Here is a 17,336-nt window from a genome sequence, read left to right as displayed (position 1 = left end):
TCAGGTCACGAGGCGCACACGCGTCCAGTCTGTTTACGGGGCGAAGCGCAAAATCGCGGCAACTGCGCCGCCGCCCGGAATGTCCTCCGCGCGAACAGCGAGCACCCGCGCACCCGTCAGGAGCGCACGACGAGCGATCTCGTCGACGACCCCGTAGGTGCTTCCGTTAGTCGACTCACCGGTCGTGAGAGCGCCCGTCTGGGGATCGAGACTTCCGGGTACGACGGAATCTATGTCGATGAAAACGGTGTCGACCTGTCCGTACGTCGCGGCTGTTGCCACGTCGGCGACGTCCGTCTGAGTGCGTCCCTGTTCCGTGCGCACATTGAAGGTGTCCCGCACCGCCGCCAGCTGCTCGGCATGGAAGTCGTCGAGCGCCGGACGCGAACCGTCCGCCACTTCCTGCGTCGACAAGGCTTCCGGGTTTCCCTCGACGGTTTTGTCGACCAGGTGGCGGTACGAATTCACGGAGCGATACACCGACGCGATGGGTTCCGCAGCGGCCAGAATCAAGGGGACGTCACGGCCGGCGAGCACACCGCGGACCTCGTGATCGACTGCGCGGGCGTACTGATTGACGCGCAACTTTCGGCTGTCCGACCCCGACAACCGACCCGCTTCGGTACGGCTGTTGATTGACGACTTGCCCGCGTGATCCGCAGCGTTCTTCGGCATTCCCTGAACACGAACCTCGTCGGCCGGCTGATCGGCAGCGATCTCGATCAGTCGCACCGAACCCTCTGCCAGAGCGAGAACAAACGCCGTCTGGGGGAACGTCACCGAACGGAGCAGTGGCTTGAGATGAAACCGATCGCTGACCGTTTCGAGCGCCTGCAGACGGTTGGGGAGGCGGAAGGTCACCAGACGGTCCGGCGTCGCGTACGTGACCAATGAGCGCGACTGGAAGCGCCAGAAATCGTCGTCGTCGTCGAGCTCTGCGTATTCGGCCTCGAACTGCTTGCGCTCGGCCGGATCCTCCACCGATGCGAGTGCCGAGCGGACCTGGTCCTTGAAGGCTATGCGCGCTTTGTCGTAATCCTGCGGCGCATCTTCAGTCGGAGTCACGATGGTGATGCAGGTGGGCCCTTCCACCTCCGCGAGTGCGGCAATTTCACCGTGGCTGGGAATGTCGTTGTGAAGCACTACGAACCTCCTGAAATTGGGTTCTCCTCACGCTACGCCCGGCTGGTTATGACCACTAGACTTTCCGGAGAATTCGGGACGAACGGTCCATAGTGGGCGCGGTTCTGGCCACCCCACTCCGAGCGAACGGCATGTTCATCGCCTTCAGTGCGCCGAAAGTGCCGTTCGCTCAAAAACGGGGGCACACAAGTCGGGCAAGTCGGGCACCGGCCGGGGCGAGCAGAGATCGGGTACATCGGCATACAAAAACACCCTCCCGGATCCCGGGAGGGTGTTTTCTTACTGTGGAGCCTAGGAGATTCGAACTCCTGACATCTGCCTTGCAAAGGCAGCGCTCTACCAACTGAGCTAAGGCCCCGTTCGGTTTTCTGACCGGAGTCAGAGTACCTAGGTTCTATCCTGTTTCCAAATCGTGCCAAACCTTGTCTCCGCGCTGACTTTTGATCAGCTTGGTGACCCCGAGAGCTACCAGAATTCCGGCCCCGACAAGCAGGAAAACCTTCATTCCAGCAACCCTTCTTCGGCACATGGGAGTGGGCCTAGGAGGACTTGAACCTCCGACCTCTTCATTATCAGTAAAGCGCTCTAACCACCTGAGCTATAGGCCCCTGAACCGATTCCAAAGATTACCCCACCGGGCCGCTGACACCAAAACGGGCCCGGCGGAGCAATGTTTTCGCAGGTCAGTCGCGGTCGGCGAGAGTTACCTCTACGCCGCCAACCAGGTCGCTGCAGAGGTTGTAGATGAACGATCCGATCGTGACGAGTGCCGTGAAAAGCACCATGTTCGCGATGCCGATCAGCGCGGCGTAGCCGAACACCTGGCCGGCCGTCACCAGACCGTCGGAGCCGCCGTCGGCAACGATGTCGGTGAACGCGTTGTTCAGGCGATCCCAGACGCCCATGCCGTCGAGAACGACGTAGAGCAGTCCGACGGCCACCATCCACACGAAGAACAGCGACACCGAGATCACGGATGTGATCTTGAGCGTGGACCACGGGTCGATACGACGGATCTGGACCGTTGCGCGCAGCGGCGCACCGTCCACGACCGAAGCCGATACGGCGTGAGTTTTCTCACCCTTCACCGCAGCAGGCAACGGATGCTTGGCCTCGGAGAGGTCAGGCATGTCCTTTGGTAGATCCTTGCGATCGATGTGCCGAGTCGGCCCGTCGATCGCGGCGGCTTTTGCTTTCGGATTAGCGACCGTGGGATTGGCGACCGTGGCGTTTGCAGCCTTGGGATTTGTGCCCGAGGGTGTAACAGCCTTGGCTGCTGCCGCGCCGGCGACGCCACCGGTAGCTGCGGCAGCCGCCGTTCCCGTCACGACGGGACGTGCCGACGGGTTGCCGGCAGGACGACCCGTCTGTGCACCGGCAGCGGGACGACCCGATTGCGGCTGTCCCTTCGGCGCACCACCCTGCGCGGGGTTTTTGGCCGGACCACCCTGCACCGGACCACCCTGCGCAGGGCCTGCCGCTGCAGGACGCTGCGGACCCGCAGGCGGCTTACCCCCGGCAGGAGCTGCCGGTCGACCCGCAGGAGCACCAGCGCCGGCTGGGCGCGTGATGTTGGTCTGCGGCTGACTTTGCGGAGCCTGATTCTGCGGTGGCTGAGCCTTCGACGCCGGGGCCTTGGACGCCGGGTTCTGAGCAGCGGGGTTCTGAGCTGGCTGCCCCTGCGGCTGACCCGACGGCTGGGGTCCGCGTTGCCACGGCGGCGCCTGGCTGCCACGAGCCTGATTGGCAACCGGTTGCGGCGGAGCCTGACCGTCACCCTTTGCCGGAGTTACCGGCGCAGCCGGAGCCACAGAAGGAGCGGAAGGAGCCTGACCCTTGGCCGCACCCGCGGCGTCGGAAGCCCCACCCGCCGGCTTCTGAGCCGACGGGCCGCGAGGCGGCTCCGGTGCCTTGGGCGCCGGAGCTGCCTCAGAAGCTTTGGGTCCGCCGTCCGCTGGAGCTGCAGGTTTCGAGGTCTGCGGCCCCGCCGGAGCAGTTGCCTGCTCCGGCTTCGGTGGCGTCGAACCTGAAGTGCTTTCGCTCTTCTGGTCACTGCCCGGCTGGTTGGGAGTGCTCACTAGGACTCCTTAGCTCCATCGGCATTGTCTGCGTTGTCGGTGGTCTCTGCAGCGAGCTCTTCGGGCTCGTCGGCGTTGCGCGCAATCGCGAGCAGTGTGTCGCCTTCGCCGAGGTTCATCAGACGCACGCCCTTGGTCTGGCGTCCCGCCTTACGAACCTGCTTGGCAGCCGTCCTGATGACGCCGCCGCCCGAGGTGATCGCGTACAGCTCGTCGTCGTCGTCGACGATGAGCGCACCGACCAGAGTGCCACGTTTCTTGTCGTACTGAATCGTGAGCACGCCCTTGCCGCCGCGACCCTGCACCGGGTAGTCCTCCATGCCGGTTCGCTTGGAGTAACCGCCCGACGTGGCGACCAGGAGGAACGTTCCTTCACGAACGACGTTGAGCGAGAGCAGCTCGTCGTCACCGTTGAAACGCATGCCCTGGACACCGGAAGTGGCGCGGCCCATCGGACGCAGTGCCTCGTCGGTGGCCGAGAAGCGGATCGACTGGCCCTGTGCCGAGACGAGAAGGAGGTCGTCTTCGGCGGAGCAGAGGACAGCGCCGACCAGTTCGTCTTCACCGCGCAGGTTGATGGCGACGATGCCACCGCTGCGGTTGGAATCGAAGTCGGTGAGCTTGGACTTCTTGACCAAACCGTTGCGAGTGGCGAGCACCAGGTAAGGCGCGTCTTCGTACGTCTTGATCTGGATGACGGACTGGATGCGTTCGTCCGGCTGGAATGCCAGCAGGTTGGCAACGTGCTGACCGCGAGCTGTACGGCTCGCCTCGGGCAGTTCGTAAGCCTTGGCGCGGTAGACGCGGCCCTTCGTGGTGAAGAACAGCAGCCAGTCGTGCGTCGACGTGACGAAGAAGTGCGAGACGATGTCGTCCTGCTTGAGGCCGGCACCCTGAACACCCTTGCCGCCGCGCTTCTGCGAGCGGTACAGGTCGGTCTTGGTGCGCTTGGCGTAACCGGTCTCGGTGATCGTGACGACGACGTCTTCGCGGGCGATCAGATCCTCGTCGTTGACGTCTCCGTCGGCGGCGATGATGCGGGTACGACGGTCGTCGCCGTACTTGTCGACGATTTCCTTGAGCTCGTCACGAACGATCGCGCGCTGACGCTCCGGGCGAGCCAGAATGTCTTCGAGGTCCGCGATTTCGAGTTCGATCTCGGCCAACTCGTCGACGATCTTCTGACGCTCGAGGGCGGCCAGACGACGCAGCTGCATGCCGAGGATGGCATCGGCCTGGATCTCGTCGACGTCGAGGAGTTCCATCAATCCGGCGCGAGCGATGTCGACGGTCTGCGACGCACGGATCAAGGCGATGACCTCGTCCAGAGCGTCGAGGGCCTTGACCAGACCGCGCAGGATGTGGGCGCGCTCCTGTGCCTTGCGAAGCAGGTACCTGGTACGACGAACGATGACCTCGAGCTGATGCGCCGTGTACAGACGGATCATCTGGTCGAGGCGCAGCGTGCGCGGCACTCCGTCGACGATGGAGAGCATGTTGCAGCCGAAGCTGGTCTGCAGCTGGGTGTGCTTGTAAAGGTTGTTCAGCACGACCTTGGCAACGGCGTCACGCTTGACGGTGACGACGATGCGCATGCCGACGCGGTCCGAGGACTCGTCGTGGATGTCGGAGATGCCACCGATCTTGGCGTCACGAACCTGCTCCGCGATGGAGGTGATCAGGTTGTCCGGGTTGACCTGGTAGGGCAGCTCGGTGATGACGATTGTGGTGCGGCCCTTGGCATCTTCTTCGATCTCGACGACGCCGCGCATACGAACGGAGCCACGGCCGGTGGTGTAGGCGTCCTGGATGCCCTGTCCACCGACGATGAGCCCGTGCGTGGGGAAGTCGGGTCCCTTGATGCGCTCCATGACGGCCGCGAGGGTGGCTTCCTCGTCCGCTTCGAAGTTGTCGAGCGCCCAGTAGATGGCCTCGGCAACTTCACGCAGGTTGTGCGGCGGAATGTTGGTGGCCATACCGACGGCGATGCCGTTGGAACCGTTGATCAGCAGGTTCGGGATACGGCTGGGCAGAACCGTCGGTTCCTGCGTCTTGCCGTCGTAGTTCGGGGTGAAATCGACTGTCTCGTGGTCGATTTCGCGCAGCATTTCCATCGCGAGCGGCGTGAGCCTGCACTCGGTGTAACGCATGGCGGCTGCGCCGTCGTTGCCGCGGGAGCCGAAGTTTCCCTGACCGTCGACTAGCGGGTAACGCAGCGACCACGGCTGGGCCATACGAACCAACGTGTCGTAGATCGAGGAGTCGCCGTGGGGGTGGTAGTTACCCATGGTCTCGGCGACCGGTCGGGCAGACTTCACGTATCCGCGGTCCGGACGATATCCGTTGTCGTACATCGCGTAGAGCACGCGGCGGTGCACCGGCTTGAGTCCGTCGCGGACATCCGGCAGAGCGCGACCGACGATGACGCTCATGGCGTAGTCGATGTAGCTGTTCTGCATTTCCTGCTGGATGTCGACCGGTTCGATCCGGTCGTGTTGTGGACCGTCCGGTGGCAACGTGGTGTCGGTCATGAGCTCACTTTCTTAAAAGAGGGGGGCAAGCCCCTGTGCGCGGAAAGGGAGTCCGGGGACTCCTCAACCGCGCACAGGGCTGCAGGCCCTACACGTCGAGGAAACGAACGTCCCGGGCATTGCGGGTGATGAAGCTGCGTCGTGCTTCGACGTCTTCGCCCATCAGCACGCTGAACAGCTCGTCGGCAGCAGCCGCGTCGTCGAGCGTGACGAGACGCAGAACGCGCACCGTCGGGTCCATCGTGGTTTCCCACAGCTCCTTGGCGTTCATCTCGCCGAGGCCTTTGTAGCGCTGGATGCCGTCGTCCTTGTTGATCTTCTTGCCGGACTCGAGGCCGGCCTTGACCATCGCGTCGCGCTCGCGGTCGGAGTACGCGAATTCCGGCTGCGCACCCTTCTGCCACTTGAGCTTGTACAGCGGCGGCTGCGCGAGGTAGACCTTGCCGTGCTCGACGAGCGGCCGCATGAAGCGGAACAGCAGCGTGAGCAGCAGCGTTGCGATGTGCTGACCGTCGACGTCGGCGTCGGCCATGAGCACGATCTTGTGATAGCGCAGCTTGGCGATGTCGAACTCGTCGTGGATGCCCGTGCCGAACGCGGTGATGATCGACTGGACTTCGGTGTTCTTGAGGACGCGATCGATACGCGCCTTCTCGACGTTGATGATCTTTCCGCGAAGCGGGAGGATCGCCTGGTACATCGAGTCTCGGCCGGACTTGGCCGAGCCGCCTGCGGAGTCGCCCTCCACGATGTAGATCTCGGACTTCTCCGGATCGTTGGAGCGGCAATCGGCGAGCTTGCCTGGCAGGCCACCGAGGTCGGTCGCACTCTTACGACGGACCAGCTCACGCGCCTTACGTGCGGCGACGCGGGCCTGCGCCGACGAAACAGCCTTGTTCACAATGGTTTTCGCGTCGGCGGGGTTCGCCTCGAACCAGTGCGCGAGGTGCTCGTTGCACGCCTTCTGCACGAAGGACTTGACCTCGGTATTGCCGAGCTTGGTCTTGGTCTGACCCTCGAACTGGGGTTCACCGACCTTCACCGAGATGATGGCCGCGAGTCCTTCACGGATGTCGTCACCGGTGAGCTTGGGATCTTTGTCCTTGAGCAGCTTCTTTTCGAGCGCGTACTTGTTGACCGTTGCGGTCAGTGCGGCGCGGAAGCCCTCTTCGTGGGTACCACCCTCGTGGGTGTTGATCGTGTTGGCGAAGGTGTGCACGGACTCCGAGTAGCCGGAGTTCCACTGCATTGCGACCTCGAGCTCGTGGCCGGTGCCCTTGGCGGTGAATCCGACGACCGAGTTGTGGATCGGGGTCTTGCTCTTGTTGATGTGCCGGACGTAGTCCTCGAGTCCACCGGGGTAGTGGTAGATACGGGTCTTGGACTTTCGCGGCGCTGCCTGAGCAGCTTCTTCGGCTTCTTCGGCAGCAGACTTGGGAGCCTCGGCCACCTCGGCAGCTTCGTCGTCGATGACCTCGGCGCGCTCGTCGGTCAGCGTGATGGTCAGGCCCTTGTTGAGGAAGGCCATTTCCTGCAGACGACGCGCAACGGTCTCGAAGTTGTAGCGGGTGGTCTCGAAGATCTCGGGATCGGCCCAGAAACTGACGGTGGTGCCGGTCTCCGTCGTCGGGTCGCCCTGTACGAGCTCTCCCGGCTTGGAATCGGTGTACGTCTGCTGCCACCGGTAGCCGTCGACCTTGATGTCGACGTCGAGCCGGGTCGAGAGCGCGTTGACCACCGAGATGCCGACGCCGTGCAGACCACCGGAGACGGCGTAGGAGTCGGAGTCGAACTTGCCGCCGGCGTGCAGCTGGGTCAGCACGACCTCGACGGTGGGTACTCCGGAGGCGTGCATGCCGACCGGGATGCCACGGCCGTCGTCGATGACGCGGATTCCGCCGTCTTCGAGGAGGGTGACCTCGACCTTGGTGGCGTGTCCGGCCATCGCCTCGTCGACCGAGTTGTCGACGACCTCCCAAATGAGGTGGTGCAGACCGCGTTCACCGGTGGAACCGATGTACATGCCTGGACGCTTACGTACCGCCTCGAGTCCTTCGAGGACGGTGATGGACGACGCGTTGTAGTCCTTGCTGGAAGTGCTTGTATCTGACTTCTGGGCAGCCACGGGTGGGTAGCTCTCCTTCTCCGTCAATACTCGAGCGCAGCCGTCAGCAAGCCCTTGCGGGTGTCGTCGGAGCGGGTTCGAGAATGTTGCCGCTAGTTACCGTTGACCATCTTACTGGTAAGCACCGACTAGAAGCGGCCAATGACACCCCTGGCTGCGCCGCAGACGAATTTTTACGATCCCCGGAAGGTGAAACGCTAGGAACTTTGCTTCTCCGAGCGACGCTCTCTCAGGCTCGCGATAAATGCCCGCGCATGTTCGGCAACTTCGCCCGGATGTGAAAACGGCGACCAGTGTCCCGCGGCAATTTCGCGTCGCTGCAGGTCGGAGACCCATTTTTCGGTGTCTTCGTATCCCACCGGACGAACGGCTTTGTCGTACTTGTTCAGAATGAGCTGAACAGGCACGTCCGTGTACCGATCCCGCGGCTTGCCGAGAGACGGCCGGATGTTCGCGCGATAAAGCTTGAGTCCGTTCACCATGTCGGCGGCGATGGTGGGCGCGGTGTTGACCACACGGGGGTCCAGACCGTCGAAGAAGCCCAGAAATGCCGGCCAGTGCTTGGAGAACCACAGACGCAACGGAAGGGTGCACAGGCCGGGAATCTGGAACAGAACGGTGTAGGCCGACGCAATTCCCTGCGCCGCCGGGCCGAGGAAACGACGCTTGGACGCGCTCGCCCGGATCCACTTGCCGAGATGATCGAGATTGGGGCCCGAGATGGACGAGAACGACGCGATCTTCTCTTCGGCACCCGGCTCGCAGACCGCTTCCCACGTTTCGACGGATCCCCAGTCGTGCGCGAGGACGTGCACCGGCTTGCCCGGGCTGACCGCGTCGATGACGGCAAAAAGATCGCCGGCCAGTGCGCTCAGTTGGTAGTCCTGCACCCTCGAGGGGATTGTGCTCTCACCGGCCCCGCGGCTGTCGTAGCTGACGACGCGGAAGTCGTCTGCCAGCAAAGGCACGATGCGGTTCCACAGTTCATGGGTGTCGGGCCAACCATGCACCAGGACGATGGTCTCGCCGTCCGCCTTGCCCTGCTCGAACACGGCCAGGCTGACGGAACCGTTGGTCACGCGACGCGCGGTCACGGCATGGACAGGAGAGTGCTTCGACATTGTCGAACCCTTCGGAGTCGGGAAATATCTAGAGATCGAGAACGAGACGTCCACCGTCGGAACGGGATACGCAGATGAGCATCTCCGTTTCCTGTTCGGTGTCGGTCAGACGCCTTTCGCGGTGATCGGGTTTACCCGCGAGCACCTTCACACGACAGGTTCCGCAGAAACCCTGCTGACACGAGTACCCGACACCGGGCAATGTCTTCTTGATGACGTCGAGCGCGGACTCGTCGGCGGGCACGGTGAGCACCTGTCCCGAATTGACAAGCTGCACTTCGAATTCCTTGCCGTCGATCACCGGCGGAGCCCCGAACCGCTCGAAATGCAAAGCGGTGGAGGGTGTATCGCGGAAACCGCGGCGGACGGCATCGAGCATCGGCGTCGGGCCACAGCAGTACACGGCGCCGCCGACCGGCGCTCGTCCGAGAAGGTCTGTGGTGGTGGGCAATCCGAACTCGTCGTCCGGGCGCACGAAGACACGCTCAGGTTCCCAGGTTGCGATCTCGTCGAGGAACGGCATGGATTCACGAGAGCGGCCCGAGTACACGAAGTACCAGTCCATCCCCAATTCTCTTGCCGCACGGACCATTGCGATGATCGGCGTGATACCGATGCCGCCGGCGACGAACAACGCGCTGCCTTCTCCGACAAACGGGAAGCCGTTGCGTGGTCCGCGTACCGTGACGTGCTCACCGGGCTGGAGAGCGTGCATCTCGATGGAACCGCCACCGCCGTCGGGGATCCGGCGCACCGCGACGCTGTACCCCGTGCGATCGGCAGGGTCGCCGCACAGCGAATACTGACGCCGCAGACCCGAAGGTAGATGGAAGTCCAGGTGCGAACCCGGATGCCACGGCGGAATCGGTGAGCCGTCCGCGGATTCGAAGCGCAGGCGAACGACGTTCTCGTCAGTCGCCACCACCTCACGCGTACTGACCACCATGTTCATGGCCGTGTCGGGGTTGTGGCCAGCGATCTCGGGGTTGTAGTCGTAGGCCGTCAACACCCGAAGGTACTTGTCCGCCAACAACTCCGTGATGCGCATGGCACGGTCGGGACGGTTCTTTCCGGACAAATCGGGTGGCGCCGGAAAACGCGGCAACCCGTCGTGCCCGGAGATGACGTCCTTGACCCTCGAGAGTGAAATCACCGTGCAGCCGCCTGAGCTGCGGGTGACGACGCCAGGTACTGCACCGCCTGGGCGGTCGAGCCCTCGTTACTGGGGTGATAGGACTTGCTGAAGTACGTCGACATCCGCTTGACCAGCTCGAACGACGTGGGAACTGTGCCACGCTTTCCGGCCGCGATGAAATCGGACAGGTGGGGGCGTCGACGGCTGGGAGCCTGAGCGGCAAGCTCGGGATCGTTGCGCATCAAGAACCGGGTACCGCGAATCCACAGCCACACGATTGCGGGCGTGACGAGGATCTGGGTACGGATCCGGCGGGTCTCACGCTTGTCGAAGTAGCGCATAACGTCGTACGCGACGGCTCGGTGTTCGACTTCTTCGGCGCCGTGCCAGCGAAGGAGATCAAGCATGGTCGGGTGCATGCCGGCTTTGTCCAGTCCCTTGGCGTTGAGCACCCAGTCGCCGAGGAAAGCAGTGATGTGTTCGATGGCCGCGATGATCGCCAAGCGCTCCACCAGGTGATTCTCGGCACGCAGACCCGTCATCGGACGCGGTCCGAGCAGCTTCGAGAATGCCCACTCCATCTGCTGGGTGTACGGCGTCGGATCGAGGCCGTTTTCCTTGAGATGGACGAGGACACCCGAGTGCGCGTTGGAGTGCATCGCCTCTTGGCCGATGAATCCGACGACGTCCTCACGGAGTTTCTCGTCCTCGATCAGAGGAAGAGCTTCCTTGAAGGTCTCGACAAACCATTCCTCACCGGCGGGGAGGAGAAGGTGAAGCACGTTGAGAACGTGTGTGCTGAACGGATCGCCCGGAATCCAGTGCATGGGCAGATCGGACCAGTCGAACTCGACATTGCGAGCCTGCAACAGGATGTGATCCGGCTCGGCGAACGACGAAGCGGGTGTCGATATCTTCTGCGACATCTAGCTACTCCTTCATGCCTGCCGATCGGTGGGGAACGACAGCCTTGTGACACAGTTCACTCACTAGCGAGTTTTAACTGTAACACGAAGTAATAGGTAGAACCAGGGCCTGGTTGAGTTTTCCTCAGCCGTACGTATCGCGAGGTCCGCGGCCTTTCACATGCCTTTCTCCCTTGCGCCAGCTAGGCGCACTCGGACCGGTGATCCGCAGTGTCTTCACGACGCCGTCACCGACGGCGGCAGCGATCTTGGCCAGAATCTGGGACTGCATCATGCGCAACTGGGTAGCCCACGCCGTCGACTCGGCGGAGATGCTGAGAACACCTTCTTTCAGAGAGATCGGCTCGGCGTGCGCGGAGATGTCTTCTCCGACGACCTGCGGCCACCGACCGAGGACCGTGCCCTCGGACACCTTGGGGGACCACCCACGCGATTTGGAGATAGCGCTGGTGAGAGCGCCGAACGGCTGAGGGTCCCGCGCATCCGGGCCGGGGCCGGACCAACCGCTGCGTCGACGCGGTCGGCCACTTCCGTATTTGGGCGACGATCGCCCCTGCCCGACGGCCTTGCCGTTGGCTTTGGCTGTCGCGCGTGCCTCCTCGAGGGCACGGCGCGCCAGATCGATCCCCTTGAGCTTGGGCTCCGGGGCCGCGCTGCTGTCTTCAGTCATCGAACTCGACCTCCTGATCTGCCGAGCCTACGGGCACTATCCGGGATATCCGACCGTCTCCGGTATCGGAGGCTTCGACGCCGAACTTGGCCGCCTCGAGTTCGTCCGGTACGTCCTCGGGAACGGCGGCCGTGATCAGCACCTGTTCGGCGGTGGCTGCAACGGTGGCGAGCGCACGACGCCGACGACGGTCCAATTCCGCGAAGACATCGTCGAGCATCAGGACCGGGTCGCTGCCGTCGGCGCGCAACAGGGCAAAACCTGCCAGCCGCAGCGAAAGCGCGAAAGACCACGATTCACCATGGCTTGCAAAGCCTTTCGCCGGGCTGTCACCGAGAATCAGCTCCAGATCGTCCCGATGCGGACCGACCAGACACACTCCGCGATCGATTTCCTTCGACCTCATCTGCGCCAACTCGAGATGGAATCTCTCCTCGAGGTACGCAACGTCGTCGATACCGGAAATCCTTGCAGGATCGGTGAATTCGGGATCCAACGAGGACCCCAGACTGCTCTTGTATCGAATCGACGCCGGCCGGGATTCGGGTGCGATGGAACGATACGACTCCGCCAGATGCGGCGCCAGATCATGGACCAACTCGAGGCGCCCGGCCAACAATTGTGCGCCGTGAGCGGCCAGATGCCCGTCCCACACCTCGAGGGTGGAGAGGACGTTGTCGGACTCACCACCACGAGAACCGCGACGCAAAGCCGCACCAGCAGTTTTGAGTAGGGCTGAGCGCTGACGCAGCACTTTGTCGTAATCCGCACGGACAGCAGCCATTCGGGGAATCCGCGACGTCAACAACTCGTCGAGATAGCGTCGACGATCACCAGGATCACCACGTACCAACGACAGATCCTCCGGCGCGAACATCACCGACTGCAAAATCCCTAGCACTTCGCGTGGGCGACGCGTCGGAGACTGATTTATCCTGGCGCGGTTGGACTTTCCCTCGATCAGTTCGACGTCGATGGTCAGTTCGCGTCCGTTGTTGACCACCGTTGCACCGGCAAAAGCACTGGCGGAACCGCTGCGGATCATCGGTGCGTCCGTGGACACTCGATGAGACGACAGCGTCGACAGATACCCGAGTGACTCGAGGACGTTCGTCTTACCGTGCCCGTTGGAACCGAGGAACACGGTTGTTCCCGGCGTGAGGTCAAGCGTCAGCGAATCCCAGGATCGGAAGTCACGCAGCGAAAATCTACGAACGAACACTTAGCTTCCAGAAGCCGAATTCTTGGGCGAGGCGCTCTTGACGGCGTGACCACCGAACTGATTGCGCAAGGCCGACACCGCCTTCATGGCCGGTGAATCATCCTGTCGTGAAGCAAATCTCGCGAACAGAGCAGCGGAGATGACGGGAGCGGGGACAGCGTGCTTGATGGCTTCCTCTACCGTCCAGCGGCCCTCACCGGAATCCTCGGTATAGCCCGTGATCTGCGCAAGCTCCGGATCCTCCTCGAGGGCGTCGACAAGCAGATCGAGCAACCACGAACGTACGACGGTTCCCTTCGACCAAGCTCGGAGAACACCGGGAACGTCCGCGATCAGGCTTTCCGCCTCGAGGAGCTCGTACCCCTCGGCATACGCCTGCATCAGGCCGTATTCGATGCCGTTGTGCACCATCTTCGCGTAATGACCAGCACCGACGGGGCCGGCGTGGACAAAGCCGTCTGCAGCGTCGCCGTCGGGGCGCAGAGCGTCGAAGATCGGCATTGCCTTCGCCACGTCGGTCTCGGATCCGCCCACCATCAGGCCGTAGCCGTTCTCACGGCCCCAGATGCCACCGGAGACACCGCAGTCGAGGAAACCGATCCCACGGGCACCTAACAACTCGGCATGGACAGCGTCGTCGGTGAAGCGAGAGTTTCCACCGTCGATGACCAGATCGCCGCCCTCGAGGGCATCCGCCAGTTCGGCAATGGTGCTCTGGGTGATGTCACCGGCCGGAACCATCACCCAGACGACTCTAGGTCCCTCGAGGGAAGCAGCGAGTTCGGCAAGAGACTCGACGTCGGTGACTTCCGGTCGAGGGTCGTATCCGATCACCTCGAGGCCATGCGCGCGCAAGCGCTCACGCATGTTGAAGCCCATCTTGCCGAGACCTACGAGTCCGATCTTCATACTGTTCTCCCTGGTCAGGCGCGAACTGAAGTGCGGGGTTCCACTCAGCCCGGAAGGCGAACCGGCATCAGCAGGTACGTGTACTCGCTCGAGGGCGCAGCGAAGTTACCGGACTCGTCTGCCGTGGGCTCTTCCTCGGCCGCGGGGCGAAGAACAGCCGGACGGCTGGGAGTGGTGAAGCCGAACAGAACGTTTTCGCTGTGAAGCGAATTCAACCCGTCGATCAGGTAACCGGGGTTGAACGCAATGGTGAGTGCTTCGCCCTGGAACGACGCGTTGAGCGTCTCTTCCGCGCGGCCGGCGTCGTCGCCACCCGCAGAGAGGAGCAGGCCGTCAGCGGAGAACTGCATGCGAACCTGTGCGCCACGCTCGGCGACGAGTGCTACACGCTTGATGGCTTCGATGAGAGGCGTGACCTCGACCGTTGCCATCGCGGTGTGCTGAGCGGGCAGCAACTGACGGAACTTCGGGAACTCGGCGTCAAGGAGGCGCGTCGTGGTGCGGCGTCCGTCGTTGACGATGCCGAGGAGTCCGTCGTTTCCGATGGTCGTACCGGAACCGAGAGCCAACTCGACCGGCGAATTTGCATTGCCGGCAAGCGTTTTCGCGGACTCGGACAGAGTCTTGGCCGGGATGAGAACAGCAGCCTGGACGTCGGGATTGGCCGGAGTCCACTCGAGTTCACGCACGGCGAGACGGAAGCGGTCGGTAGCGGCGAGGACGATCGAATTCTGTTCGATCTCGACACGGATACCCGTGAGCATCGGAAGGGTGTCGTCCTTGCCGGCTGCAACGGCTACCTGGCTGATGGCTTCGGAGAACAGGTCGACGGGAATGGACCCGGACTGCTGCGGAAGCGTCGGAAGCTGGGGGTAGTCCTCGACCGGCATCGTAGGCAGGGAGAACTTGGCGCTTCCGCAGGAGATGAGCACGCGAGTGCCCTCGAGGGTCACATCGACCGGCTTGTTGGGAAGCGACTTGGTGATATCGGCGAGGAGGCGACCGGAGACGAGTGCCTGACCTGCAGTTGTGACATCTGCCGAGACACGGACCTGCGCGGATACCTCGTAGTCGAACCCGGAAACGGTGAGGCCGGCTTCGGTTGCGTCGAGAAGAACTCCGCCGAGAACCGGCACGGGCGGCCTCGAGGGCAGGCTACGAGCAACCCACGCTACTGAATCAGCGAACTCTTCCCGGGAAACGCGAAACTTCAGGCTTCCAAGCTCCATCGCCGGGTTATTCCTCTCGGTAGGCATGTTCGTCTGCTGCGGATCTGCATCAGCTCACTTGAAGTCTGACACAGACCAAGCGATGCCCACCGTATGCCCTCGAGGGCGCAAGTGGAAAGCCGAAGCCGCGGCGAGCGCAGCCTGAGGCGAGGTTCTCAACAGGAGTTGTCCCCAGAACTATTTTCAAAGAGCTTTTCCTAGGAAATTCTCAGTAGTAGTAATAAGTCCTGTGCAATCTGTGGAGCAACGGTTGTCGACGCTGGTAGGTCCCCTCGAGGGCCTGTGCACTTCTCGAGGACAGACTCGAGGACCAATCGACCCCCTCTGTGCACTCTCTGAAAGTTTTCGGATTCCTCCTCGAGAACTCCACAGACTTTCGGAGTTATCAACACACTTATCCACAGATGTGAATACTTTTCACAAGAAACGAAGAGTTTGTTCTCATCGGCGTGTCTGACTCCGGCGTGTCGTCCCTCGAGGTGGCCAACCGCCCTCGAGGGGACCGCACGTGGAACCCTTCGAATACACCGATGCCGCTCGAGGGAACCTCTGCCTCGAGCGGCATCGATCGAAATAAGTGCAGGTCAACGCTTGGAGCGCTGCTTGATCCTTGCGGTCAACTCCTGAACCTGGTCGTACACCTTGCGGCGTTCCGTCATTTCCTTACGGATCTTCTTGTCGGCGTACATGACCGTCGTGTGGTCACGGCCGAACGTCTGACCGATCTTCGGCAAGGACAAATCAGTGAGCTCACGGCACAAATACATCGAGATCTGGCGGGCCTGAGCGAGTGGCCGGGCCTTACCCGGCCCACACAGGTCGTCGATCGACATGTTGAAGTATTCGGCCGTCACCGCCATGATCGTCGCCGCGTTGATCTCGAGGCTCGACGAATCGGGCATCAGATCGCGCAGGACCACCTCGGCCAACGTCAGATCCAACGGCTGGCGGTTGAGCGAGGCAAAAGCGGTGACGCGGATCAACGCGCCCTCGAGTTCACGAATGTTGCGCTCGATACGGCTGGCGATCAACTCGAGGACGTCGTGCGGGACCTCGAGGCGATCCATCCTCGCCTTCTTGCTCAGAATCGCGATACGCGTCTCGAGCTCAGGCGGCTGAACGTCGGTGATCAGGCCCCATTCGAAGCGCGTCCGCAGACGCTCCTCGAGGGTTGCCAACTGTTTGGGCGGACGGTCCGAGGAAACGACGATCTGCTTGTTCGCGTTGTGCAAGGTGTTGAAGGTATGGAAGAACTCCTCCTGAATACCTTCCTTGCCTTCGATGAACTGGATGTCGTCGACCAGCAGGACATCCGTTTCCCGGTAGCGACGCTTGAACGCGACCTTGCGGTCGTCACGAAGACTGTTGATGAAGTCGTTGGTGAATTCTTCGGTCGAGACGTACTTGACCCGCATGCCGGGGAACAGTCGCTGTGCGTAGTGGCCGGCCGCATGAAGAAGGTGCGTCTTGCCCAGGCCCGAAGCTCCCCAGATGAACAAGGGGTTGTACGCACGCGCCGGCGCCTCCGCGATCGCGACGGCAGCGGCATGAGCGAATCGGTTGGACGATCCGATCACAAAAGTGTCGAAGGTGTACTTCGCATTGAGGCTGTTGGCGCCGGACCCCGAAGCAGAAGGAGTAGCGGGCGGCTTCGTGAAGTACGACGGCCACGATTCGTGAACGCTCGCGAGTGCTTCGCGGTCGTCGTCGACTTCTTCGGTCTCGGCAGTCTCGGAGTCCGAAGGTTCGCCGTCGCCTTCGGTGAATCTGCGACGACGGTATGCGCCCGATGAGTTGACCGACTCGAACTGACGGCTGCCCGTGCGCTCCTCGACCGGTTCGGCGGGTGCGTCGGCATCGTCTTCGAGTGCGATGCGGACACCGAGTCCCTCGACCTGGCCGCCGAGATGGCGTCCGAGTGCCTGCAGGATCGGCTCGCGTAGATCGCGCTCGATCGTCTCTTGAGCAAATGGCGATGGAACCGAGAGGAGTGCAAAACCCTGAGCAAGTGTGAGAGGCCTCACCAGACGGACAAATGCCTTCTGCTTGCTGCTCAAAGCCGGAAGATTACTTCCGGGGTCATCACTCGTGAGTTCTGCAACCACGTCGACCCAGACCCGTGCGAGCGCGTTGGGATCGTCGTTCACGTGGTTCCTTCCCGTGTTTCGCCGACAGTGGGTGTGCTGCAGCTGCCGAGCGTATGGCTGCGGCGTCGAATGATTCGGTGGATTACCACCCGGGGTGAGA

At 62.5% G+C, this 17,336-nt stretch carries 12 protein-coding genes and 2 tRNA genes; all 14 read right to left on the bottom strand.

The genetic code is table 11. The annotated features are described in order from the left end of the window. Positions 1 to 33 precede the first annotated feature (33 nt). Positions 34 to 1,143 (bottom strand): hypothetical protein, encoded by a 1,110-nt coding sequence (locus ACBG85_RS00070; RefSeq protein ID WP_054828211.1) that lies wholly within the window; start codon positions 1,141 to 1,143, stop codon positions 34 to 36. A 285-nt stretch (positions 1,144 to 1,428) separates the two neighbouring features. Further along, positions 1,429 to 1,501: transfer RNA gene (locus ACBG85_RS00065), tRNA-Ala, on the bottom strand. Between the two features lie 176 nt (positions 1,502 to 1,677). Then, positions 1,678 to 1,751: transfer RNA gene (locus tag ACBG85_RS00060), tRNA-Ile, on the bottom strand. Between the two features lie 75 nt (positions 1,752 to 1,826). Then, positions 1,827 to 3,221, bottom strand: a complete 1,395-nt coding sequence (locus ACBG85_RS00055) for a DUF3566 domain-containing protein (RefSeq protein WP_372025746.1) — start codon at positions 3,219 to 3,221, stop codon at positions 1,827 to 1,829. Further along, on the bottom strand, positions 3,221 to 5,752 hold the full coding sequence (gene gyrA, locus ACBG85_RS00050) for a DNA gyrase subunit A (RefSeq protein ID WP_047272672.1): 2,532 nt from the start codon (positions 5,750 to 5,752) through the stop codon (positions 3,221 to 3,223). Before gyrA ends, ACBG85_RS00055 begins: the two co-directional genes overlap by 1 nt. An 88-nt stretch (positions 5,753 to 5,840) precedes the next feature. Next, a complete protein-coding gene (gyrB, locus tag ACBG85_RS00045) occupies positions 5,841 to 7,877 on the bottom strand; it encodes a DNA topoisomerase (ATP-hydrolyzing) subunit B (RefSeq protein WP_218696096.1) in 2,037 nt (678 codons plus the stop codon). 197 nt (positions 7,878 to 8,074) lie between these two features. Next, entirely contained in the window at positions 8,075 to 8,998 is a 924-nt protein-coding gene (locus ACBG85_RS00040) for an alpha/beta fold hydrolase (protein ID WP_372025744.1), read from the bottom strand. Between the two features lie 28 nt (positions 8,999 to 9,026). Next, positions 9,027 to 10,148, bottom strand: coding sequence for a PDR/VanB family oxidoreductase (locus ACBG85_RS00035; protein WP_030536717.1), 1,122 nt, complete (start codon positions 10,146 to 10,148; stop codon positions 9,027 to 9,029). Beyond that, on the bottom strand, positions 10,148 to 11,059 hold the full coding sequence (locus ACBG85_RS00030) for a metal-dependent hydrolase (RefSeq protein ID WP_007729174.1): 912 nt from the start codon (positions 11,057 to 11,059) through the stop codon (positions 10,148 to 10,150). The genes ACBG85_RS00035 and ACBG85_RS00030 overlap by 1 nt, the downstream gene beginning before the upstream one ends. 124 nt (positions 11,060 to 11,183) lie before the next feature. Continuing rightward, positions 11,184 to 11,729, bottom strand: coding sequence for a DUF721 family protein (locus tag ACBG85_RS00025; RefSeq protein ID WP_204855150.1), 546 nt, complete (start codon positions 11,727 to 11,729; stop codon positions 11,184 to 11,186). Beyond that, the gene (recF, locus tag ACBG85_RS00020; protein ID WP_007729171.1) at positions 11,722 to 12,951 is read right to left on the bottom strand and encodes a DNA replication/repair protein RecF; all 1,230 of its coding nucleotides are present in this window, start codon (positions 12,949 to 12,951) and stop codon (positions 11,722 to 11,724) included. The genes ACBG85_RS00025 and recF overlap by 8 nt, the downstream gene beginning before the upstream one ends. Next, positions 12,952 to 13,860 (bottom strand): phosphogluconate dehydrogenase (NAD(+)-dependent, decarboxylating), encoded by a 909-nt coding sequence (gene gnd / locus ACBG85_RS00015; protein WP_042453377.1) that lies wholly within the window; start codon positions 13,858 to 13,860, stop codon positions 12,952 to 12,954. A gap of 44 nt (positions 13,861 to 13,904) precedes the next feature. Next, a complete protein-coding gene (gene dnaN, locus ACBG85_RS00010) occupies positions 13,905 to 15,089 on the bottom strand; it encodes a DNA polymerase III subunit beta (RefSeq protein ID WP_007729165.1) in 1,185 nt (394 codons plus the stop codon). A gap of 584 nt (positions 15,090 to 15,673) precedes the next feature. Further along, complete coding sequence (gene dnaA / locus ACBG85_RS00005; protein WP_003942491.1) at positions 15,674 to 17,236, bottom strand: chromosomal replication initiator protein DnaA; 1,563 nt, start codon at positions 17,234 to 17,236, stop codon at positions 15,674 to 15,676. Positions 17,237 to 17,336: the final 100 nt, after the last annotated feature.

Origin of the sequence: Rhodococcus sp. NyZ502 (assembly GCF_041464245.1) — a bacterium.
GTDB classification, from domain to species: domain Bacteria; phylum Actinomycetota; class Actinomycetes; order Mycobacteriales; family Mycobacteriaceae; genus Rhodococcus_F; species Rhodococcus_F qingshengii.
Note: the sequence above shows the minus strand (reverse complement) of the source record. Positions and strands in the feature narration are given on the sequence as shown.

Bases quoted from the DNA above. Each gene is read 5' to 3' on its own strand.
- ACBG85_RS00030 (WP_007729174.1), bottom strand. From the start codon at position 11,059: ATGTCGCAGAAGATATCGACACCCGCTTCGTCGTTCGCCGAGCCGGAT.
- dnaN (WP_007729165.1), bottom strand. From the start codon at position 15,089: ATGGAGCTTGGAAGCCTGAAGTTTCGCGTTTCCCGGGAAGAGTTCGCT.
- ACBG85_RS00025 (WP_204855150.1), bottom strand. From the start codon at position 11,729: ATGACTGAAGACAGCAGCGCGGCCCCGGAGCCCAAGCTCAAGGGGATC.
- gyrA (WP_047272672.1), bottom strand. From the start codon at position 5,752: ATGACCGACACCACGTTGCCACCGGACGGTCCACAACACGACCGGATC.
- gnd (WP_042453377.1), bottom strand. From the start codon at position 13,860: ATGAAGATCGGACTCGTAGGTCTCGGCAAGATGGGCTTCAACATGCGT.
- ACBG85_RS00040 (WP_372025744.1), bottom strand. From the start codon at position 8,998: ATGTCGAAGCACTCTCCTGTCCATGCCGTGACCGCGCGTCGCGTGACC.